16 protein-coding genes and 2 pseudogenes are annotated in these 21,211 nt (G+C 74.5%); 6 read left to right on the forward strand and 12 right to left on the reverse strand.

Features of this window, described 5'->3' with window-relative positions; all coding sequences use genetic code 11:
- Positions 1-114: 114 nt before the first annotated feature.
- Positions 115-1,629: an ArnT family glycosyltransferase gene (locus tag KCH_RS26050; RefSeq protein ID WP_035866964.1), complete on the forward strand. Its 1,515-nt coding sequence runs from the start codon at positions 115-117 to the stop codon at positions 1,627-1,629.
- 184 nt (positions 1,630-1,813) lie between these two features.
- A complete protein-coding gene (locus KCH_RS43455) occupies positions 1,814-2,092 on the forward strand; it encodes a hypothetical protein (protein WP_051653461.1) in 279 nt (92 codons plus the stop codon).
- Here the strand turns inward: KCH_RS43455 and KCH_RS26060 are convergent.
- The 6 genes and pseudogenes from KCH_RS26060 to KCH_RS26085 all read right to left on the reverse strand — a co-directional run bounded on the left by KCH_RS26060 (position 2,079) and on the right by KCH_RS26085 (position 9,487).
- The gene (locus KCH_RS26060) at positions 2,079-2,561 is read right to left on the reverse strand and encodes an alpha/beta hydrolase family protein (RefSeq protein WP_208865983.1); all 483 of its coding nucleotides are present in this window, start codon (positions 2,559-2,561) and stop codon (positions 2,079-2,081) included. The two genes, KCH_RS43455 and KCH_RS26060, sit on opposite strands and share 14 nt — an antisense overlap.
- A 203-nt stretch (positions 2,562-2,764) precedes the next feature.
- The gene (locus KCH_RS26065; RefSeq protein ID WP_035866965.1) at positions 2,765-4,891 is read right to left on the reverse strand and encodes a 3-hydroxyacyl-CoA dehydrogenase NAD-binding domain-containing protein; all 2,127 of its coding nucleotides are present in this window, start codon (positions 4,889-4,891) and stop codon (positions 2,765-2,767) included.
- A gap of 2 nt (positions 4,892-4,893) precedes the next feature.
- Positions 4,894-6,111 carry a thiolase family protein gene (locus KCH_RS26070; protein WP_035866967.1) on the reverse strand — a complete coding sequence of 406 codons (1,218 nt, stop codon included), beginning with the start codon at positions 6,109-6,111 and terminating at the stop codon, positions 4,894-4,896.
- A 144-nt stretch (positions 6,112-6,255) separates the two neighbouring features.
- Positions 6,256-7,491 (reverse strand): HRDC domain-containing protein, encoded by a 1,236-nt coding sequence (locus KCH_RS26075; protein ID WP_051653462.1) that lies wholly within the window; start codon positions 7,489-7,491, stop codon positions 6,256-6,258.
- A gap of 189 nt (positions 7,492-7,680) precedes the next feature.
- Positions 7,681-8,411 (reverse strand): annotated as a pseudogene (locus tag KCH_RS37830) (LuxR C-terminal-related transcriptional regulator).
- 431 nt (positions 8,412-8,842) lie between these two features.
- Positions 8,843-9,487: a DUF3000 domain-containing protein gene (locus tag KCH_RS26085; protein ID WP_035866971.1), complete on the reverse strand. Its 645-nt coding sequence runs from the start codon at positions 9,485-9,487 to the stop codon at positions 8,843-8,845.
- 175 nt (positions 9,488-9,662) lie between these two features.
- On the opposite strand from KCH_RS26085, the gene hemE reads away from it, so the two are divergent.
- Complete coding sequence (gene hemE, locus KCH_RS26090) at positions 9,663-10,742, forward strand: uroporphyrinogen decarboxylase (RefSeq protein ID WP_035866972.1); 1,080 nt, start codon at positions 9,663-9,665, stop codon at positions 10,740-10,742.
- Here the strand turns inward: hemE and KCH_RS26095 are convergent.
- Complete coding sequence (locus KCH_RS26095; protein ID WP_084223927.1) at positions 10,672-11,697, reverse strand: DUF4349 domain-containing protein; 1,026 nt, start codon at positions 11,695-11,697, stop codon at positions 10,672-10,674. The genes hemE and KCH_RS26095 overlap by 71 nt on opposite strands.
- Before the next feature lie 302 nt (positions 11,698-11,999).
- On the opposite strand from KCH_RS26095, the gene hemG reads away from it, so the two are divergent.
- Positions 12,000-13,370 (forward strand): protoporphyrinogen oxidase, encoded by a 1,371-nt coding sequence (hemG, locus tag KCH_RS26100; RefSeq protein ID WP_035866974.1) that lies wholly within the window; start codon positions 12,000-12,002, stop codon positions 13,368-13,370.
- A 30-nt stretch (positions 13,371-13,400) separates the two neighbouring features.
- The gene (hemQ, locus tag KCH_RS26105) at positions 13,401-14,111 is read left to right on the forward strand and encodes a hydrogen peroxide-dependent heme synthase (RefSeq protein ID WP_035866977.1); all 711 of its coding nucleotides are present in this window, start codon (positions 13,401-13,403) and stop codon (positions 14,109-14,111) included.
- A gap of 58 nt (positions 14,112-14,169) precedes the next feature.
- Here hemQ and KCH_RS26110 read toward each other — a convergent pair whose 3' ends face one another.
- The 4 genes and pseudogenes from KCH_RS26110 to KCH_RS26130 all read right to left on the reverse strand — a co-directional run bounded on the left by KCH_RS26110 (position 14,170) and on the right by KCH_RS26130 (position 17,978).
- On the reverse strand, positions 14,170-14,634 hold the full coding sequence (locus KCH_RS26110) for a hypothetical protein (protein ID WP_051653465.1): 465 nt from the start codon (positions 14,632-14,634) through the stop codon (positions 14,170-14,172).
- Positions 14,635-14,727: 93 nt separating this feature from the next.
- Positions 14,728-15,492 carry a TIGR04222 domain-containing membrane protein gene (locus KCH_RS26115; protein ID WP_035866979.1) on the reverse strand — a complete coding sequence of 255 codons (765 nt, stop codon included), beginning with the start codon at positions 15,490-15,492 and terminating at the stop codon, positions 14,728-14,730.
- Between the two features lie 80 nt (positions 15,493-15,572).
- Positions 15,573-16,664, reverse strand: coding sequence for a TIGR04222 domain-containing membrane protein (locus KCH_RS26120; RefSeq protein ID WP_035866981.1), 1,092 nt, complete (start codon positions 16,662-16,664; stop codon positions 15,573-15,575).
- A gap of 35 nt (positions 16,665-16,699) precedes the next feature.
- A pseudogene (locus KCH_RS26130) lies at positions 16,700-17,978 on the reverse strand (MbnB/TglH/ChrH family RiPP precursor modification enzyme).
- A 199-nt stretch (positions 17,979-18,177) separates the two neighbouring features.
- On the opposite strand from KCH_RS26130, the gene KCH_RS26135 reads away from it, so the two are divergent.
- Positions 18,178-19,086 carry a GNAT family N-acetyltransferase gene (locus KCH_RS26135; protein WP_035866984.1) on the forward strand — a complete coding sequence of 303 codons (909 nt, stop codon included), beginning with the start codon at positions 18,178-18,180 and terminating at the stop codon, positions 19,084-19,086.
- A gap of 7 nt (positions 19,087-19,093) precedes the next feature.
- Here KCH_RS26135 and KCH_RS26140 read toward each other — a convergent pair whose 3' ends face one another.
- Positions 19,094-21,169: a restriction endonuclease gene (locus KCH_RS26140; protein ID WP_051653466.1), complete on the reverse strand. Its 2,076-nt coding sequence runs from the start codon at positions 21,167-21,169 to the stop codon at positions 19,094-19,096.
- Between the last annotated feature and the right edge of the window lie 42 nt (positions 21,170-21,211).

The raw sequence follows: 21,211 nt of genomic DNA on the forward strand, positions 1-21,211 counted from the left end.
GCACCGTCACGGGACCGCCCTTCGGCCCAGTGACGGTGCGCTTATTGTCGGACTGTCGCACTCATTCGTGGACTGTCACTGACTACGCCGTCCACGCCCGGTAGGTTGTCACCCGTGTCCCTCACCCTCACGAGCAGCCCGCGTACCCTCGCCGAGCGCCTCCCAGAGCGCCTCCGCACCGGGTACTGGACCAGACTGGTCCCGCTGCTCGCGGTCGTGGCCACGCTGACCCACCTGCCGTCCTTCCTGCGCCCCGTGTGGAGCCCCGACGAGGGCTACCTCGCCACCCAGGCCCGGATGCTCGCCGACGGCGGCGTCCTCTACGACACCGTCGTCGACCGCAAACCCCCGCTGCTGCCCTGGCTCTACGAGGCCTGCTTCGCGCTCTTCGGCTCCGCCTCGCTCTGGCCGCTGCGCACCCTCGCGATCTGCGCCCACCTCGCCACCGCGATCCTGCTCGCCTCGCTCGCCCGCGGGCGCTGGGGCGACAAGGCCGGGCGCTGCGCCGGCGTCCTCTACCTGCTGGTCTCCATCGGGCTCTCGCCCGAGGACACCCAGGCCGCCACCTTCGAAGTCTTCATGCTGCCCGCCATGGTCGCCGCCTTCCGCTACGCGGAGCGCCGGCGCTGGCTGGCCGCCGGCATCGCGGTCGCGCTCTGCTCGCTCACCAAGCAGACCGGCGGCGCCGTCCTGCTCCCCGTGCTGTGGATGCTCCTCCAGGACAGCCGCCGCCGCGGCGTCCGCTGGCCCCCCGCGCTCGCCAAGATCGGCTTCGGGTTCACCCTGCCGATAGCGCTGGTCGCCGTCATCCTCACCAAACCCAAGGGCTTCCTGTTCTGGGTCGTCACCGGCTCCGGCGACTACGCCGGGCTCGGCTCCAACTGGCCCCAGATGCTCGGCCGCGCCCTCGGCAACTCCGCCATCCTGATGAGCGCCGGCCTGGCCTTCCTGCTGCCCGCCGCGCACCGCCTGTGGCTGCGCCACCGCCGACGACCCGTCCCCGCCCGGGGCCGCGAGCACGGCTCCACCGTCGACCTCTGGATGTGGCTCGCCTCCTCCGTGATCGCCGTCTCCGTCGGCTTCCACTTCTTCGGCCACTACTACCTCCAGCTGATGCCCCCGCTGGTCCTGCTCGGCGTCGGCGCCGTCGCCACCTCCGCCGTCCGCTGGAAGCCCGTCCTCGTCTACACGACCCTCGCCAGCACCTTCTTTCTCGGCCTGGCCGTGTTCTGGCCCGGCCAGCGGCTCACCCAGACCACCGAGGTCGCCACCGCCGTCGCCGCCCAGACCACCCCCAAGGACAAACTGCTGGTCTGGGGCATGCACCCCGAGGTCTACTGGCTCGCCGACCGGCGCCCCGCCACCCGCTACCTCACCGCCGGCTTCCTCACCAACTTCAGCGGCGGCAAGGGCGCCGAGAAGGTCGGCGAGCAGTACTCCGTCGACGAGGCCTGGCAGACCTTCGACAACGAGATCTCCACCAACGGCTTCCCCGAGGTGGTGGTCGACGACTCCGGCACCGCCCCCTACCAGCCCGACCTGGTGCCCCGCATCGCCACCCTGCTCTCCACCCACTACGAGGTCGTCGGCGTCACCGGAGACACCGTCATCTACCGGCTCAAGAAGTAGGACCGCCGACGATGGGCTACTACCTGGAGGCCGCCGTCGCGGCCGAGACGCTGCTCCGCGAGGCCGCCGCCGACCTCCCCGGCACCCGCGTCGTCCCGCTCGTCCAGGGCCTCGCGCTGCTCCCAATGAGCGACGGACTGGACGAGGCGGTCCGCACCGGCGCCCCCGGCTCGCCCCGTTCCGGATGCTCCCGCAGGGCTTCGACCGCACCCTCGCCGACTGGTCCGCGGCCGGCCCGGTCGCGTACGTGGAGACCGACATCTGGGGCGGCACCGGCGACCAGGCCGTCGCCGTCTGGGAGCACGGCGCCCTCACCCTCGGCCCGCTGATCGCCTCGACCGGCAGCCCGATCTCGCTCGCCCTGCGCCGGCTCGGCGCCCACGCCGACGGCCACCGCGACGAGTTCGACGCCGTCGGCCTCGGCCGGCACCGCCGCACCGAGGGCTGGCTCAAGGACGACTGAGCCCCGCCGCGAACCCCGCCACCGCCGCCACCAGCGGCCCCGGCCGGAACAGCGGGTGCGGCGGTTCCGGGCACCCCGGCAGCTCCGCCGCACCCGGCACCAGGGCCAGCAGCGCGTCCGCCGTCCGCCGCCGGTGCACCGGGTTCTCCGGCACCGCGGGCAGCACCCCCACCGGCATCCGAAGGCCCGTCAGTTCCCCGTCCGCGACGCCCCGCAGCACCCCGCCCGCGAGCAGCGGCGCCAGCTCGGCGGGCAGCCGCCCGTCCGCCTGCGGGTCGCCCGCCGTCGCGGGCCACGCCAGCAGCAGCCCCCGCACCCGCTCCGGCGCGGCGAGGGCCAGCCGGACGGCCGCCGAGCAGCCGTTCGAGCCCGCCACCAGGACCACCGGCCGGTCCGGCAGCCCCGCCGCCAGGTGGGCGGCCTCCGCCGCCCAGCTCCCGGCCCGCATCGCCCGGTCCGGCGCCGCCACCGCCAGCCCTCGCCCCGCAGGCCCGCGACCACCCCGGTCCGCCCCCAGAACCGCTCCGCGTCCATTCCGTCGTCCCACAGCCCGCCGTGCACCAGCACCAGCACCGCGCCGTCCCCCTTCGCGAAAAAAGAACCGGCAGCATACAACGCCGAAGGGCGGCACCCCCGTCCCGAAGGAAGGGGGTGCCGCCCGTCAGGGGTTCGTCAGGCGGGGACCGAAGCCAGGCCCGGGGCCAGGAACTTCTTGCCGTTGACGCGCTCGGAGACGCCCTCGCGGTCGAGGTACGGGGTGATGCCGCCGAGGTGGAACGGCCAGCCGGCGCCGGTGATCATGCACAGGTCGATGTCCTGCGCCTCGCCGACGACGCCCTCGTCGAGCATCAGGCCGATCTCCTGGGCGACGGCCTCCAGCGCGCGGGCGCGTACCTGGTCCTCCGTCAGGACGGAGTCGCCGAAGGTGAGGAGGGCGAGGACCTCGGGGTCGAGGACCTGGGCGCCGTCCTGCCAGATGTAGAAGCCGCGCTTGCCGGCCTGCACGACTTTGCCGAGGTTCTCGGAGACGGTGAACCGCTCCGGGAACGCGCCGTGCAGCGTCTCGGAGACGTGCAGGGCGATGGCCGGGCCGACCAGTTCGAGCAGGGCGATCGGGGACATCGGCAGGCCGAGCGGCTTCACCGCGGCCTCGACGGTCTCGAACGGGGTGCCCTCGTCGATGATGTTCTGGATCTCGCCCATGAAGCGGGTCAGGATGCGGTTCACCACGAACGCCGGGGCGTCCTTGGTGAGGACCGCGGTCTTCTTCAGCTTCTTGGCGACACCGAACGCGGTGGCCAGCGAGGCGTCGTCGGTCTTCTCGGCCCGGACGATCTCCAGCAGCGGGAGGATCGCGACCGGGTTGAAGAAGTGGAAGCCGACCACGCGCTCCGGGTGCTGGAGCTTGGAGGCCATCTCGGTGACCGACAGCGAGGAGGTGTTGGTGGCCAGGATGGTGGTCGGCGAGACCACCGCCTCCAGCTCCGCGAACACCTTCTGCTTGACGCCCATCTCCTCGAACACGGCCTCGATGACGAAGTCCGCGTCGCCGAACGCCACGGCCTTGTCGAGGTGGCCGGAGACCAGGCCCTTCAGCTTGTTGGCCTTGTCGCCGCCGATGCGGCCCTTCGCCAGCAGCTTGTCGATCTCGCCGTGGACGTAGCCCACGCCCTTGTCGATGCGCTCCTGGTCGATGTCGGTGAGCACCACCGGCACCTCCAGGCGGCGCGCGAACAGCAGCGCCAGCTGGGAGGCCATCAGACCGGCGCCGACGACGCCGACCTTGCTGACCGGGCGGGCCAGCGACTTGTCCGGCGCACCGAACGGCCGCTTGGCGCGGCGCTGCACCAGGTTGAAGGCGTAGATGCCGGAGCGCAGCTCGCCGCTCATGATGAGGTCGGCCAGCGCCGCGTCCTCGGCGTCGAAGCCGGCCTGCAGGTCGCCGTCCTTGGCCTGCTGGATGATGTCGAGCGCCTTGTACGCGGCCGGAGCGGCCCCGTGCACCTTGGCGTCGGCCACCCAGCGGCCCCACAGCACGGCGTCGTCCCACGCCTTGCCGCGGTCGAACTCCTCGCGCTCGACGACGACGTCGCCCTTGAGCACCTTGGCCGCCCACAGCAGCGACTGCTCCAGGAAGTCGGCCGGCTCGAAGATCGCGTCCGCGATGCCGAGCTCGAACACCTCCTTGCCCTTGAGCTGCTTGTTCTGGGCCATCGAGTTCTCGACGATGACCTTGACCGCCTTGGCCGGACCGATCAGGTTCGGCAGCAGCGTGCAGCCGCCCCAGCCGGGAACCAGGCCGAGGAAGACCTCGGGCAGCGAGAACGCCGGGACGCCCGCGCTGACGGTGCGGTAGGAGCAGTGCAGGCCGACCTCGACGCCGCCGCCCATCGCCGCGCCGTTGTAGAACGCGAAGGACGGGACGGGCAGCGCGGCGATCCGCTTGAAGACGTCGTGGCCGCCCTTGCCGATGGCCAGCGCGTCCGCGTGCTCCTTGAGCACCTCGACGCCCTTGAGGTCGGCGCCGACCGCGAAGATGAACGGCTTGCCGGTGATCGCGACGGCGACCACCTTGCCCTCGGCGGCCTCGGCCTCGACCCGGTCCAGCGCCTCGGACAGCTTCGCCAGCGAACCCGGGCCGAAGGTGGTCGGCTTGGTGTGGTCGAAGCCGTTGTCCAGGGTGATCAGCGCCAGCTTGCCGGCCTGCAGCGGCAGGTCCAGGTGGCGCACGTGCGCGGTGGTGACGACCTCGCCGGGGAACAGCTCGGCAGCGCGCTGCAGCATCTCAGTGGTGCTCATGGTCACTTACCACCCTCGAAGTGCGGGTTCTCCCAGATGACGGTCCCGCCCATGCCGAAGCCGATGCACATGGTGGTCAGGCCGTAGCGGACGTCCGGGCGCTGCTCGAAGCGGCGGGCCAGCTGGGTCATCAGGCGGACGCCGGAGGAGGCCAGCGGGTGACCGAACGCGATCGCGCCGCCGTACGGGTTGACCCGCTCGTCGTCGTCCGCGATGCCGTAGTGGTCCAGGAACGCCAGCACCTGGACGGCGAACGCCTCGTTGACCTCGAACGCGCCGATGTCGTCGATGGTCAGACCGGCCTTGGCCAGCGCCTTCTCGGTCGCCGGGACGGGGCCGATGCCCATCACCTCGGGCTCGACGCCCGCGAACGCGTAGCTCACCAGGCGCATCTTGACCGGCAGGCCCAGCTCGCGGGCCACGTCCTCGGCGGCCAGCAGCGAGGCGGTCGCACCGTCGTTCAGGCCCGCCGCGTTGCCCGCGGTGATGTTGCCGTGCGGACGGAACGGGGTCTTCAGGCCGGCCAGCGACTCCATGGTGGTGCCCGGGCGCATCGGCTCGTCCGTGGTCGCCAGGCCCCAGCCGGTCTCGCCGACCTCGGGGTTGGTGTTGCGGATCGCGATCGGCACCAGGTCCGGCTGGATGTCGCCGTTGGCGTACGCCTTCGCCGCCTTCTCCTGCGAGCGCACCGCGTACGCGTCGCAGCGCTCCTTGGTGAGGTGCGGGAAGCGGTCGTGCAGGTTCTCCGCCGTCATGCCCATGAACAGGGCGGACTCGTCGACGAGCTTCTCGGAGACGAACCGCGGGTTCGGGTCCACGCCCTCGCCCATCGGGTGCCGGCCCATGTGCTCCACGCCGCCGGCCACGACCACGTCGTACGCGCCGAAGGCGATGCCGCCCGCGGTGGCGGTGACGGCGGTCATCGCACCCGCGCACATCCGGTCGATCGAGAAGCCCGGAACGGACTTCGGCAGACCCGAGAGCAGCGCGGCGGTGCGGCCGATGGTCAGGCCCTGGTCGCCGATCTGGGTGGTCGCCGCGACGGCGACCTCGTCGATCCGCTCGACGGGCAGGCTCGGGTTGCGGCGCACGAGCTCGCGGATGCACTTGACGACCAGGTCGTCCGCCCGCGTCTCGTGGTACATGCCCTTCGGGCCGGCCTTGCCGAACGGGGTGCGGACGCCGTCGACAAAGACGACGTCCCTCGCGGTACGAGGCACGGGGGTCTCCTCCCAGGGGGACATGGCGGGGTGAGCGCGCACACGAGTGGCGCTGCTACGCGACCAATCTACCCACGAGTAACAACGGCGGGCAAGGAGCCTGCGGAGTGGGCGGAAACACAGCAGGCACGCACCCCCGGCGGCTCACGCCCCTGCTGCCCTGAACGCCTCCGCGAGCACCGGCGCCGCCAGTTCGGTCTGCCACTGGCGGGCGCCGAGAGCTTGCAGGGCGTCGGCGATGGAGGTCGCGTCGGCCTGCGCCGGGGGCTCCCAGGAGACGCGGCGGACCAGGTCGGGGGTGATCAGGTTCTCCGCGGGGAGGTGGTGCTGCTCGGCGAGGGCGGCGACGGCGGCGCGGGCGTTGGTGAGGCGGGCCGCGGCGACCGGGTCCTTCTCGGCCCAGGCGCGCGGCGGCGGCGGCCCGTCGTGCGGGGCGGTCGCGGTGGGCAGCGCGCTCTCCGGGATCTCGCGGGCGCGCTCGATCGCGGCCAGCCACTGGTCGAGCTGGCGCCGGTTGATCCGGGGCCCGAAGCCCTGGACGGCGATCAGCGCGGGGGCGTTCAGCGGCATCGCGAGGGCCGCGTTGACGATCGCGGTGTCGGCCAGCACCCGGCCGGGGGAGACGTCCCGCTCGCGGGCGATCCGGTCGCGGGTCTGCCAGAGCTCGCGGACCACGGCGAGCTGCCGGCGGCGGCGGACCTTGTGCAGCTGGGAGGTGCGGCGCCACGGGTCGACCCGGGGGGCGGGGCGGGGGGCGGCGGCGAGGGCGGCGAACTCCTGGTGGGCCCAGTCGAGCTTGCCCTGCCGGTCGAGTTCGGTCTCCAGCGCGTCCCGCAGGTCGACCAGCACCTCGACGTCGAGCGCGGCGTAGCGCAGCCAGGGCTCGGGCAGCGGGCGGGTGGACCAGTCGACGGCGGAGTGCTCCTTGGCGAGCGACAGCCCGAGGACGTTCTCGGTCATCGGGCCGAGGCCGACCCGGGGGAACCCGGCGAGCCGGCCGGCGAGCTCGGTGTCGAACAGCACGCCGGGGTGCATGCCGACGTCGAACAGGCAGGGCAGGTCCTGGGTGGCGGCGTGCACGACCCACTCGGTGTCGTGGATGGCCTCGTCCAGCGCGGACAGGTCGGGGCAGGCGATCGGGTCGATCAGCGCGGTGCCCGCGCCCTTGCGGCGCAGCTGGATCAGGTAGGCGCGCTGGCCGTAGCGGTAGCCGGACGCGCGTTCGGCGTCGACGGCGACGGGGCCGCTGCCCGTGCGGAACGCCGCGATGGTGGCGGCGAGCGCCTCGGGGTCCGACACCACCGGTGGGAGTCCGTCCCGGGGTTCGAGGAGCGGAACCGGGGCGATCTCTTCTGGGATGGAGGCTACGGCGTCGGTCACCCCCCAAGGGTACGTCGTGTGCCGCCGCCGGGAGTGTTGTCCGACTGGTCGGACCATGTTCGGACCGGTGACGGGCGGCGCGGGCGGGCCGGCCGGGGGCCGCCGGGCGGGGGTGACGGGCCGTCAGGGGGCGAACGGGAGCGGCCCGGAGGAAACGTTCCTCCGGGCCGCCACCAGGGACGATGCCGATCAGTGGATGATGCCGGTGCGCAGCGCGACCGCCACCATGCCGGCCCGGTCGCCGGTGCCCAGCTTGCGGGCGATGCGGGCCAGGTGGCTCTTCACCGTCAGCGCCGACAGGCCCATGGCCACGCCGATCGCCTTGTTCGACTGGCCCTCGGCGACCAGTCGCAGCACCTCCACCTCGCGGCCGGAGAGCTCGCGGTAGGCGGACGGCTGGGCGCCGGGCGCTCCCGGGGCACCGGGCGCGGCGCCGGGCTGGCCGGGGCGCCGTGCATGCCGGGGTGGTGGTGGCCGGGGATCCCGGGGCGGCGCATCCGGCCGGCCAGGCCGGCGCCGATCGGCAGTCCGGGGCGGCCCGGCATCGGCATGTTGGTGCGCGTGCCGGTGACCACGTAGCCCTTGACGCCGCCGGCCAGTGCCGAGCGGACCGCGCCGATGTCGTCGGCGGCGGACAGCGCCAGGCCGTTGGGCCAGCCCGCGGCGCGGGTCTCGGCCAGGACGGTCAGGCCGGAGCCGTCGGGGAGGTGGACATCGGCGATGCAGATGTCGCGCGGGTTGGAGATCCGGGGTCGGGCCTCGGCGATCGAGGAGACCTCGATGACGTCGCGGACGCCGAGGGCCCATAGGTGCCGGGTCACCGTGTTCCGAACCCGGGGATCGGCGATGACCACCATGGCGGTGGGCTTGGTCGGGCGGTAGGCGACCACGTTTGCGGGGTGCTCAAGAAGGACCGACACCTGGGGCCTCCTGCGGGGGAGTGGCGGACGGAACCCCGAGGGGGCGGTCGGAGTGTTCCGCGTCTGGAAAGGGTCACTGACACCTTCGGCATCAACCGTGACCGGCTTTAGCGGGTGATCACGATCTGGTGAGTAACAATACGGACAAATCGCGCAGATGACCGGTACGACGTGCCCGGAAATCGCACGGATTCGATCGTTTTCGACACGCCGGCGATCACGAACGGGCGGGTAATTGACCGGGAGCGCCTACGAAGTCACACTCCGTCAGCCCTGCGGGTGGTCGCCGGACCGGAACGCGCGACTGTCCCCCCGGGGTGTCTGCGGGCCGCGTGGTGCGGACAGCAGTACGAGCGGCGGCGCGGAGCGCGGTGGTGCGGAGAGGGGCGGCACGGAGCGCGGCGCGGACGACGGACGGGCGTGACGGCGCGTCAGTGCGAGTTGCGCGGCCGGCGGCGGGCCGGCATCGGCACCACGCCGCCGAGGCCGCCGGACTCGGCGACCGGCAGCGCCGCCGGCGGCAGGCCCGCGCACACGCACAGCAGGTCGGCCCAGGCCGCCAGGTGCCGCTCGAAGCGCCGGTCGGCGGGCGTCCAGGAGGCGCGCAGCTCGATCTCGGTGGAGGCGCCGCGTTCGGCCAGCGCCCCGAAGTACTGCGAGTGGCACCTGGTCACCGTGCCGCTCGGCTCGGCGTAGCGGGCGCCGTGCGCCTGCAGCGCGTCCGTCAGCCAGCTCCAGCCGACCTCGGACAGCAGCGGGTCGCCGGCCATCTCCGGCTCCAGCTCGGCGCGGGTCATGGTGACCACCCGGAAGTCCCCGTTCCAGGGCTCCGGCGCGTCCGGGTCGTGCAGCAGCACCAGGGTGCCGTCGGCCAGTTCCTCGCCGTCCACCTCGACCGAGGCGGACAGTGCGAAGGTGTACGGGGCCAGCCGGCGGGGGGCGGGCTGCGGGGACAGCCGTACCTCGGGACGCAGCCGCGCCCCGGTCAGCGCCTCGACCGCCTCGCGGAACTCGATCGGCGCCGACTCCCTGCCCGTTCCTCCACCCTGTGCGGATTGCCCGCCGACCGCTGCCATGTCCGGAAGCCTAGGCGGCGCGGGCCCGCAATCCGAGCACTTTCGTTCCCCCGGCGTGCCGAAATTCCGGAAATCGGCCAGGCCGGGACCGGTGTGCGCCCCCCGCCTGTCCGAGGTGTCCGTTTTGCCTGGTGGGCGGCCGGGACGGGAGCGGCCGCGTGCGAGGATGTGACGCGTGAGTGAGACCCCCGCAGCCCAGTCCGGTCAGCGGCCCCGCGGCGCCGCGTACGACTCCGTCTTCCTGCGCGCCGCCCGCAACGAGCCGGTGCCGCACACCCCCGTGTGGTTCATGCGGCAGGCCGGCCGCTCGCTGCCCGAGTACCTGAAGGTGCGCGAGGGCATCCCGATGCTCGACGCCTGCATGCGGCCCGAGCTGGTCAAGGAGATCACCCTGCAGCCGGTCCGCCGGCACAAGGTGGACGCGGCGATCTTCTTCTCCGACATCGTCGTCCCGCTCAAGGCGGTCGGCATCGACGTCGAGATCAAGGGCGGCGTCGGCCCGGTCATCGCCGACCCGATCCGCACCGAGGACGACCTCCAGCGGCTGCGCCCGCTGGAGCCGGACGACATGCCGTACATCACCGAGGCGGTCGGCCTGCTGGTCGCCGAGCTCGGCGCCACTCCGCTGATCGGCTTCGCCGGCGCGCCGTTCACGCTGGCCAGCTACCTGGTCGAGGGCGGCCCGTCGAAGTCGTACGAGAACACCAAGGCGATGATGTACGGCGCGCCCGAGCTGTGGGCGGAGCTCGTCGACCGGCTCGCGCAGATCACCTCGACGTTCCTGAAGATCCAGATCGAGGCGGGCGCCTCGGCGATCCAGCTGTTCGACTCCTGGGCCGGCGCGCTCGCGCCCGACGAGTACCGCCGCTCGGTGATGCCCGCCAGCGCCAAGGTGTTCGACGCGGTCGAGCCGTACGGGGTGCCGCGGATCCACTTCGGCGTCAACACCGGCGAACTGCTCGGCCTGATGGGCCAGGCCGGCGCGGACATCGTCGGCGTCGACTGGCGGGTCCCGCTGGACGAGGCCGCCAACCGGGTCGGCCCCGGCAAGGGCCTGCAGGGCAACCTCGACCCGGCGGTGCTGTACGCCCCCACCCACGTGGTGGAGACCAAGGCCCGCGAGGTGCTGCACGCCGCCCAGGCGCTCGGCGGCAGCCACCACATCTTCAACCTCGGCCACGGCGTCATGCCGACCATGGACCCGGACGCGCTGACCCGCCTGGTCGCCTTCGTCCACGAGGCCAGCGCCCGCTGACCCGGCGCCGCCAGGGGCCCGGCCGGTCGCGGCCGGGCCCCTGACGGCCGGTCAGCCGTCGGTCCCGTCCGGCCCGTCGGCCGGGGCGGACGCCGGGGGCTGCCGGGGCGGCATCGGGACGGTGCTCCAGGCCGGGGCGGGGCCGGCGGGCGGGCCGGCGCGGGCGGGTGCGGCGGTAGCGGAGCAGGAGCCAGGCCAGCGGGGCCAGGACCAGCAGGAACGGGGCTCCGGCCGCGAGCACCATCAGCAGGCCGCGGAGGACCGCGAGCAGGGCGTGCCAGCCGCCGGCCAGCGCCTTCCCGACCGAGGCCCAGAAGCCGTCCTTGTGCTTCGGCACGGCGCCGGTGGGCCGCTGATCGTCCGTCAGCAGGTCCAGCGTCACGGTGGACAGCGAGGTGCGGGCGGTCAGTTCCTGCTGCTGGCGTTCCAGCGCCTCCAGGTCGGACTCGCGGCGGGTCAGCTCGCTCTCCAGCGACACCACCTCGGACAGCGTCTTGGCCTCGGCCATCAGCGCCCGGACCCGGTCCACGCTGGCGCGCATGGACTTGACCCGGCTGTCCACGTCGGCGATCTGCCCGGTCAGGTCGTCGGCCTGGCTGGTCAGGCCGAGGCGCTGGCCGAGGCCGCCGAGCGCGTCCAGGGTCCGCTGGTACGACTCGGACGGCACCTTCAGCGTCAGGGTGGCCTGCGCGCCGTCGCCCGCGCCGCGCCGGCTCTCGGCCGACACGTAGCCGCCGGCCTGCCCGACCAGGTCGACGGCCTTGTCGCGGGCGGGCTCCAGGGCGTTCACCTTGACGGTCATCCGGGCCTGGTAGGCGATCTGACGGCTCGTCGGCTGCCCGGTCGCCCCGGCCCCGGCGTCGCCGCCGCGCCGCCGGCCCCGCGCCGCCCGCCCCCGGGGTGCCCGCCGCCTTCGCGCCGCCGGCGGGCGGCGCCACCGCCGGTGCGGCCGCATTGTCCGCCTTGGACGCGGAGGCGCTGCGGCCGCCCTCGCTGCACCCGGCCAGCAGCAGCACCGCCGCCACCGCGCCCGCCACCCCCGCTCTGCGCACGCGTACTCCCATGCCCGTCCCCTCCCCGTGTTCGACGGCGGGCCGCTCGCCCGCCCCTCGGCACTGTGACGCGCGGACCCGCGAACCGGACCCGCCCGGGCGGTACCGGAACGATCACGCCTCGGCCTCGCACCGGTCTCGGCGGCCGGGACGGGCGGAGCGGGCCGTTTCGGGATCCGGGATAAGGGCTGCGAGACTTCGGGACATGGCGAAACCTCACGTCGTGGTGATCGGTGGCGGCATCGCGGGCCTGGCCGCGGCCGCCTTCCTCAGTGACCGGCCGGTGCGGGTCACCGTGCTGGAGGCGTCCGACCGCTTCGGCGGCAAACTGCTCGGCGGCGAAGTCGGCGGCGTCCGGGTCGACCTGGGCGCGGAGTCGATGCTCGCGCGGCGTCCCGAGGCCGTCGAACTGGCCCGGAAGGTCGGCCTCGGCGAGCAGTTGGAGCCGCCGACCACCGCCAAGGCGTCGATCTGGACCCGCGAGGGCCTGCGCCCGATGCCGGGCGGCCAGCTGATGGGCGTCCCCGGCGACCTGGACGCCCTCAAGGCGTCCGGGGTGCTCACCCCGGAGGGCCTGGAGCGGGCCGCGAACGAGCAGCCCGCCGAGATCGGCGACGACGCCGCGATCGGCTCCTACGTCGCGGCCCGGCTCGGCCGCGAGGTCGTCGACCGGCTGGTCGAGCCGCTGCTCGGCGGCGTGTACGCCGGCCACGCCGACGAGATCTCGATCCGTGCCGCCGTCCCGCAGCTGCTGGCACTGGCTCGGGGCGGCGGCTCGCTGGTCGAGGCCGTCCACGAGCGGACCGCCGCGGCGACCGCCACCGGCCCGGCCTTCCAGGGCCTGCGCGGCGGGCTCGGCACCTTCCCCGGGGCGATCGCCGCGTACGACCGCGCGCACGGCGCCGAACTGCTCACCGGCCACCCCGCGGAGGCGCTGCGCCGCACCGCCGACGGCTGGCAGGTCGGCACCGCCGGGCGGCAGCTGCACGCCGACGCCGTGGTGCTGGCCGTCCCCGCGCCGCAGGCCGCCGCGCTGCTGGCGGCCGACGCGCCCGCCGCCGCGGCCGAGCTGCGGGAGGTCGAGTACGCGTCGATGGCGCTGGTCACCCTGGCGTTCCGGCGCGCCGACCTGGCGGACAGCCCGCTCACCGGCAGCGGCTTCCTGGTGCCGCCGGTGGACCGGCGGCACATCAAGGCGTCCACCTTCTCCAGCAACAAGTGGGGCTGGCTGGAGCGCTCCGCCCCCGACGCCTTCCTGCTGCGCACCTCGCTCGGCCGGCACCGCGAGGCCGCCGCGCTCCAGCTGGACGACGCCGAACTCGTCGCCCGCTCGCTCGCCGACCTGGGCGCCGCGGTCGGCCTGAGCGCCACCCCGTACGACCACGCCGTCACCCGCTGGACCGACGGCCTCCCGCAGTACCCGGTCGGCCACCTCGACCGGGTCGCCCGGATCCGCGCCCGGCTGGACGGACTCGGCGCGATCGCCGCCTGCGGCGCCGCCTACGACGGCGTCGGCATCCCCGCGGTCGTCGCGAGCGCCCGCCGGGCCGCCGACGCCGTCCACCCCGTCGCCTGAACCACCCCGTACAGAAGGGACAATGGGCTCATGACCGAAAGCACTGAGCAGCCCGTGAAGAAGAAGGCCCGTGACCTCAACCAGGTCATCCGCTACACCATGTGGTCGGTGTTCAAGCTCAAGGACGGTCTCCCCGAGGACCGCACCGCCCTCGTCGCCGAGGTGGACGCCCTCTTCGAGCAGCTCAACGCCAAGGACGTGGTGATCCGCGGCACCTACGACGTGTCCGGTCTGCGCGCCGACGCCGACCTGCTGATCTGGTGGCACGCCGAGTCCTCGGACGACCTGCAGGAGGCGTACAACCGCTTCCGCCGCACCGAGCTCGGCCGCCGCATGGAGCCGGTCTGGTCGAACATGGCGCTGCACCGCCCCGCCGAGTTCAACAAGTCGCACATCCCGGCGTTCCTCGCCGACGAGCGGGCCCGCGAGTACGTCTGCGTCTACCCGTTCGTCCGCTCCTACGAGTGGTACCTGCTCCCCGACGAGGAGCGCCGGGCGATGCTGTCCGAGCACGGGCAGATGGCCCGCGGCTACCCGGACGTGCGCGCCAACACGGTGGCCTCGTTCGCGCTCGGCGACTACGAGTGGCTGCTGGCCTTCGAGGCCGACGAGCTGCACCGCATCGTCGACCTGATGCGCGACCTGCGCCCGTCCCGCGCCCGGCTGCACGTGCGCGAGGAGGTGCCGTTCTTCACCGGCCGCCGCAAGTCGGTCGGCGACCTGGTCGCCGGACTGTTCTGAGCCGCCCCGACAGCCGCCGCCGTGCCCACGGCGGCGGCTGTCGGCCGTCCGGGCCCCGTCACGCCGGGGCGTTCTCCAGGTCGTCGATGGTCAGGTCGGGCAGCCGCAGCCGGTAGTCGACCGGGACGGTGGAGCCGTCGTCCCACTGCTCGGTGAGCAGCACCGTGGTGTGCCCGGCGCCGCTGTCGCCCTGCGTGACGCTCCAGCCGGTCGGCACGTTCTGCGCCCGGAACACCGGGTCGGCGTCGTTCTCGGCGGCCCACTGGTCGAGCCGGGCGTTCAGGTCCGCGGTCAGGTACTGCTCGCGGACCTGGCGGGCCCCGTCGAGGTCCCCGTTCAGGACGTCCTCGCGGTACTGCGCGAAGAAGGCGTTGACCTGGCGCTCGGCCGGGGTGAGCCGCTGGTCCGGCGCGGACCGCGGGTGCTGCCGGGGCCGTTCGACGGCGACCGCCGGGGCGGGCGCCAGCAGACCGGCCAGGGACAGGGCGAGGACCGCCGCGGCGGCGGTGCGGAGACGAGTCATGCCGAGGAGTCTGCGGGCCGCCGGGCATCCTTCGTGTACGACGCGCTGGGGCGGCGCCGGAAGTCCGCCCGGTCGGCCCCCGGGGGGAGGGCCTCAGCGCCGGCCGAGCGCCGCCCGCAGCCGCGGGTCCTGGACCGCCTCGGCGCCGCGGATCGCGACGGCGGTCAGCAGGTCGTCGGCGGTGCCGGCCAGGCAGACGTGCGGCCAGCGCATGGCGCCCAGCAGCCGCTGGCCGGCCGGGGCCGCCCAGGCGGTGTAGGCGTGCACGTCGACCCGGGCCATCAGCAGCGTGCCGCCGGTCAGCACCAGCGGCAGCGCGTACCAGGCGAGGGCCGTCCGGGCGGACTCCCCGTCGGCGTTCAGCACCACCGTCAGCAGCAGCATCGCCGCCGCCCACAGCAGCGCGTACCGCACGTGCCGGATCGCCCGCAGCGCCCGGTCCCGGACCACCGCCGGCGTGGCCAGCCCGGCCAGCGCCAGCCGGTCGCCGATGTCCCGGACGGTGGGGTGGGCGGCCAGCGCCGCCTTCAACTGGGCGGTGCGGCACTGGCCCTCGGGGCCGATCGCGGAGATCAGCGCCCGCTCCAGCCGGCTCCGCCCCTGCGGGTCGACCACCGTGGTCCACCCCGTGTGCGCCAGGTGCAGCCGGCCCAGCCCGGCCATCCGGACCAGCGCCAGATCGACCACCCGGGCCGGGCCTCCCGCCAGGTACGCCGTCTCGTACAGGCCGATCCCGGACGGCCGGGCGTCGGCCGGCAGGTGGTCGGCGAGAGCGTCGGCGATCGCGGCGACCCGCACCAGGCGCAGACAGGACAGCACCGCGGCGGCACAGGTCGGGATCAGCAGCAACACCCACATGCTGCTTGTTCTAGTCCCGTCCCCGCGGCAAACGGAACGGATCCCCCGGCCGCGATACCGAACTGTGACAAAGCTGTTTCTCAGGAACCGCACCCACCGCCGCCGCAGCTCGAACCGCACGAACTGGACGAACCGCACGAGTGCGACGACCCGCAGGAGTGCGAGGAGCCCCCACCGGAGTGCGAGGAGCCCCCGCAGGAGTGCCCGCCCGAGTGGCCACCGGAGTGCCCGCCCGAGTGCCCGCCGGAGCCGCCCGGGGAGCTGGACGAGCCGCACGAGGAGCCGGCGCTCCCGCACCACGCCCCGCTCGCGGCCACCGCCCCGGCGTCCGACTCGCTGCCCGACCGCGAGGACCGCGACGACCGGCCCGCCTTCACCAGCGACGGCCGCACCGCCGCGCCGCCGCCGAACGCCTCGCGCAGCGGCCGGTCCTCGGACGCCGTCAGCGCCGCGGGCCCGTCCAGGGCGAACGCCCCGACCAGGGCGGCGTGCCGGCGGTCGAGGCCGCGCGGCTGCCACGGGCTGCTGCCGCGCACCAGCTGCAACTGGCGCTCGCCGGCCGGCGTGATCCGGGCCTTCGGCGGCCGGGCCACCAGGAGGTGCACCGCGGCGACCACGGCCAGCGCCCCGAAAGCCAGGAACGGCGGAACCCCGGCGCCCACGCCCGGCCCGGGCCGCCACCGGACGGTGGCGACCGTCCCGAGCACCAGCGTCACCAGCAGCGCGACCACCACCAGCCGGCGGGCCCGCCACGCCGCCCGGAGCGCGTCCGGCCGGCGCAGCAGGCCGCGGGCGGCCAGCGCGTCACCGATCCGCTGCACCTCCGGGCTGCCCGGCACGGCGGCCCGCAGCACCGACAGGTCCCGCCCCGCACGGCCGCCGACGGCGGTGACCAGCACCGTCTCGACCGGGTCGCGCGGCGCCGGGTCGGTGACCGTCACCCGGTGCGCCCGGGAGACCACCACCCGGCCCTCGCGCTCCATCCGCAGCAGCGCGGTGTCCACCGCGCGGGCCGGACCGCCGGCCAGGAACGCGGCGTCCAGCAGCGGCATGCCGCGGCCCGGCAGGCCCTGCGGATCGGTGACCCGGCGGCAGCGCCGGTCGAAGACGGTGGCGACGGTCATGGCCAGCGCGACCAGGACCAGTGCGACAACGAACTGCGTGTTCCACATTCCCCCGTGCGTCCTTTCGTTCGGCGGTGCGGTGGTTACGGGTGGGCCCGGGCGGTGCGGCGCGGCAGCAGCCGGCCCCACCGGCTCGCGGCCGGGCGCAGCAGGCGGCGCAGCGCCGGGTGCCAGGGCGCGGCCGGCGCGGCGTCCAGCGCCCAGTCGGCGAAGGCGCGGGCGTCGGCCCGGAGGCCGCCGGTGAGCGGCCGGCCGGCGGCGTAGCGGCGGAACAGCGGCGCGAAGTCCGCGCCGAGCAGCTCCGGCAGCTCCGGCATCAGGTGGCCGACGGTCTCCCGCCGCTTGGCGAGCAGCCCCTCGGACTGGGTGCGCAGCTGCGCCGGGTCGAAGCCGGCCGGGGCGGGGCCGCCGGCCACCAGGGCGGTCAGCAGCTCCTCCTGACGGGCGGCCAGGTGCCGGCGGGCCAGCGCGAGTTCGGCGTCGGCACGGTCGCGGATCAGGTATTCGTCAAGCTCGGACACGGGCGTTCTCCTCCCGGTGGACGCGGGCCGTGCGGTGCACCCGGCGGATCGCGTCGAGTTCGGCGGACAGTTCGGCGGGCGGCGGGTAGGCGCCGTCGCGCTCCAGCAGCACCCCCGGCGGGTCGGTGCGTTCGCACAGCGCGGCGAGCACCTCCAGCACGGGGGCGGTGACGGGGTGGGTGTGGGTGTCGTGCCAGACGCCGTCGCGCTCCACGCCGCCCGCGACGTGCACGTAGGCGAGCGCGTCCAGCGGCAGCCGGTCGAGTTCGGCGGCCGGGTCGACGCCCAGGTTGACCCGGCCGGTGTGCAGGTTGGCGACGTCCACCAGCAGGCGCACGCCGGTCCGCTCGACCAGCTCGGCGAGGAACTGGGCCTCCGTCAACTCGTCGCCCGGCCAGGCCAGCTGGGCGGCGATGTTCTCCAGCGCCAGCGGCGCCGGCAGCTCCCGCTGGGCGATCCGCACGTTCGCGGCCACCACCCGCAGCGCCTCCCGGGTCCGCGGCACCGGCAGCAGGTGGCCCGCCTCCAGGCCGCCCGCCCGGACGAACGCCAGGTGCTCGCTGACCAGCGGCGCCCCGAGCGCCTCCGTCACCGCGGCCAGCCGGGCCAGCCGGGCCGGGTCGGGCTCGGCGGCGCCGCCCAGGCCGAGCGAGACGCCGTGCGGGACGACCGTGACGCCCCGGGACCTCAACTCGGCCAGCGAGGGCGGCAGATGGTCCGCGCAGACGTTCTCGGCGACCACCTCCACCCAGTCCAGACCGGGCAGCCGCTCCACGACGGTGTCGATCTCGGGGCGCCAGCCCAGCCCCGTGCCCAGCCGCGGAATTGCGTGCGAAGACATATTCCACCCCTTTCCGCCGGGCCATTCGACGGCCCCGGCTCCCCCTTGCCGAGGGTGTATCCGGGCGGAGCCGATGCCAAGCGGGACACCGGAAACTCAGAGCTGAACTTGAGGTTTCCCACCCACTGAACGAACCGGCCCGCAGGTGGGGGGAAATTCAGCGGCGCGCAGGCGAACGACTGGCTAACGTGACATGCCTATGACTGCGACGCCGTACCACATCCGCCCGTTCACCCCCGAGGACGCCGCCGGGGCCGCCGAGGCCTACCGGGCCGGCCGGCCGCACCTGGTCGTCACGCCCGAAGTGACCAACTGGCTCGCCGGCCTGCCGCACTACCACCTGCTGGTCGCCGAACGCGCCGGACAGGTCGTCGGCTCCGCGAGGTTCGGCCCGGTCACCGAGAGCACCACCCCGCACCAGGGCTTCCTGAACGTCAGCGTGCTGCCCGCGCACCGCGGCGCCGGCATCGGCACCGCCCTGGTCGCCGCCGCCGAACGCGAACTCGCCGCCCTCGGCACCCGCGAGGTCCACGGCTGGGCGGACGGCACCCCCGAGGCACTCGCCTTCGCCGCCGCCCGCGGCTACCGCAAGGGCCGCCGCGCCCAGTTCGCCGGCCGCGACCTCACCACCCCGCTGCCGCCGCTGCCGCCCACCCCGCCCGGCATCGAACTGCGCCCCGCCGCCGACTTCCTGGACGACCCGTACCCCGTCTACCTGGTCGACATCGACGGCACCCGCTCCGAACCCGGCGACCTCGCGCTGGAGGACCAGTCCTACGAGAGCTGGCTCGCCGAGATCTGGAACCGCCCCGACCAGGACCACACCCTCACCATGGTGGCCCTCGACGGCGGCCGGGCCGTCGCGTTCTCCGCCGCGCAGACCGACGGCCGCCACTACTGGTCGGCCTTCACGGCCACCTCCTCCACGCACCGCGGCCGCGGCCTCGCCAAACTCGCCAAGGCCCACTCGCTGCACCGCGCGCAGGCCCGCGGGCTGCTCGCCGCATACACCAACAACGACGCGGACAACGCGCCGATGCTCGCCATCAACGACTGGTTCGGCTACCGCGTCTGCGCCGAGGAGTGGAAGCACAGCCGGACGCTGTAGCCCCGCCTCACTCCACGTCGACGCCGTGCGCGCGGGCCAGCCCCGCCAGGCCGTCCGACCAGCCCTGGCCGATGGCACGCAGCTTCCAGCCGTCGGCCGGGTGCCGGTAGATCTCCGCGACCACCATCGCCGAGACCGCCGGATCGGCGGGCGGCCGGAACACCCAGCGCCCGGGGCCGGCGGCGAGCTCCACGGCCGGATCGACCAGGTCCGCGCAGGTGGCGTCGGAGTCGGTGTCGAGGTTCACCGACACCGCGATCCGGTGAACGGCGGCGGGGAGGCGGCCGGGGTGGACGACGGCGCTGCCGTCGCCGGGCTCCAGGACGACGGCTCCGTTCGCCGCGGTCGGCTGGTGGTAGAAGACGAAGTCCTCGTCGGTGCGCACCTTCCCGTCGGAGCCGAGCAGCAGCAGCGTCAGATCGGCGTCCGCGCCGCCGGCCCGGAACCGCATCCGCACCTCGCCGTCGGGCAGCGCGGTGTTCTGACCGGGCGTCAACTCCGCGGCGGCCGGCCCGGAGGCCCGCTGGGCCGGGATCGTGCCCGGCCCCAGCCGGCCCGGCAGGCCGTGCTCGCGGAGCAGGGTGAGCAGCATCGGCCCGTCGACCAGGGTGAGCGGCTGCCCCTCCGCGTGCTTGCGCGAGCCGGGCCCGAAGCCCGAGGTGGTGACCAGGATGCCGCGGTTCGCGCCCTGGCGGCGCATGGTGGACTCCAGGTCGCGGACGGCGCTGGGGGAGACGGTGTGCCGGTAGCGCTTGGCCTGGATGACGATCTTCCCGCCGGTGATCGGGTCCGGGTCCTCGGCGAGCACGTCCACGCCCTCGTCGCCGCTGCGGGCCGTGGTGCTGGTCCGGAAGCCGCGGCGGCGGAACAGTTCGGCGATCAGCTTCTCGAACTCGATCGGGTCCATGGCGAACAGGTCCGGCTCCTCGCCGTCCCCGGCGGAGGTCGCGGCGGCCGGGATCTCGGCCACGGTGTCGGCCTTCTCCGGCCGGGCGGAGATCCGGCCGCCGAGCGCCTCCAGGAAGCATTCCAGCGGGGCGACCCGGTCCAGGGCCAGCCCTGCGAAGGTCTCCCGGTCCACCTCCACCGCCAGCAGGCAGCGGTCGCCCTCCTGGCCGGTCGCCGGATCCGGGGCCACCACCACGCCGTTCAGCCCGACCGTGGCGATCGTCCGGCCGGTGTCGGCGCGGAACACCTCCGCCAGCACTCGCAGCGCGCACTGCGCCAGCACCTCGCGGTAGATCTCCTTGCGCTGGGTGGCCGGCCGGGCCACCTCGTCCTCCCGGTCGTCGGAGCGGACGTAGCGGTACCTTCCGACCGTCGGCACCACCTCGTACGGCGGCAGCTCCCAGCGGACCACCAACCGGCGGGTGTCCGCGTCCCAGGAGGTCTCGCCGTCGGTGGGGAAGCCGTCCGGCCAGTCCTCCCGCCAGTCGATCACCGCCTCGAAGTACTCGGCGACCGCTGCCGCTTCGCCGGCCCGCAGCCGCTGCGCGAGCATCCCCGCCTGGGTCGATTGCCCGGCCAGCAGCCGGTGCCGCTCGGCCGCCCACGCGTCGTACTGGGCCCGGTAGTCGGCGAGTTGACGCTGCCGCTGCTGCTCGGCCGCCCACGCCGCCTGCCAGTCGTACTCGAACCTGGCCCGGGCGTGCGCGGCCTGCTCCTCCCACTGGCGGCGCGCGGCCGGCTGGTAGGCCTGGGGGCCCGTCAACGGCGGCACCAGGTACCAGTTCTGATCGGGCATCGGCACCGGCTCACCCAACGGGCCCGGGTCGAACGGCGGAACGGCGCCCTGCCCGCCCCGGCTCTGCTCCGTCAGCGAGAACCCCGGACCGGCCAGCCCCGCCGCCAGCACGCCGCGCAACTCGGCCACCCGGTCGTCCAGTTCGGCCGTCCGCCGGGCCGCGTCCGCGTCCCGCTGCTGCTGGTACGCCTTCAGCGCCTCGCGCTCACCCCGCGCCGCGGCCCGCTGCGCCTCGCGCTGCGCCCGTTCGTAGTCCCGCTGTTGTGCGGCCGCGGCCTTCCGCTGGGCCTCCGCGCGCTGGTGCTGTGCACGCTGCGCCTCCGCCAGTACCGACCACACTCCGGAAGACCGCCGCCGCGCCACGCCCGCCCCACCCACGTC

The sequence above is a fragment of the Kitasatospora cheerisanensis KCTC 2395 genome, from assembly GCF_000696185.1.
GTDB classification, from domain to species: domain Bacteria; phylum Actinomycetota; class Actinomycetes; order Streptomycetales; family Streptomycetaceae; genus Kitasatospora; species Kitasatospora cheerisanensis.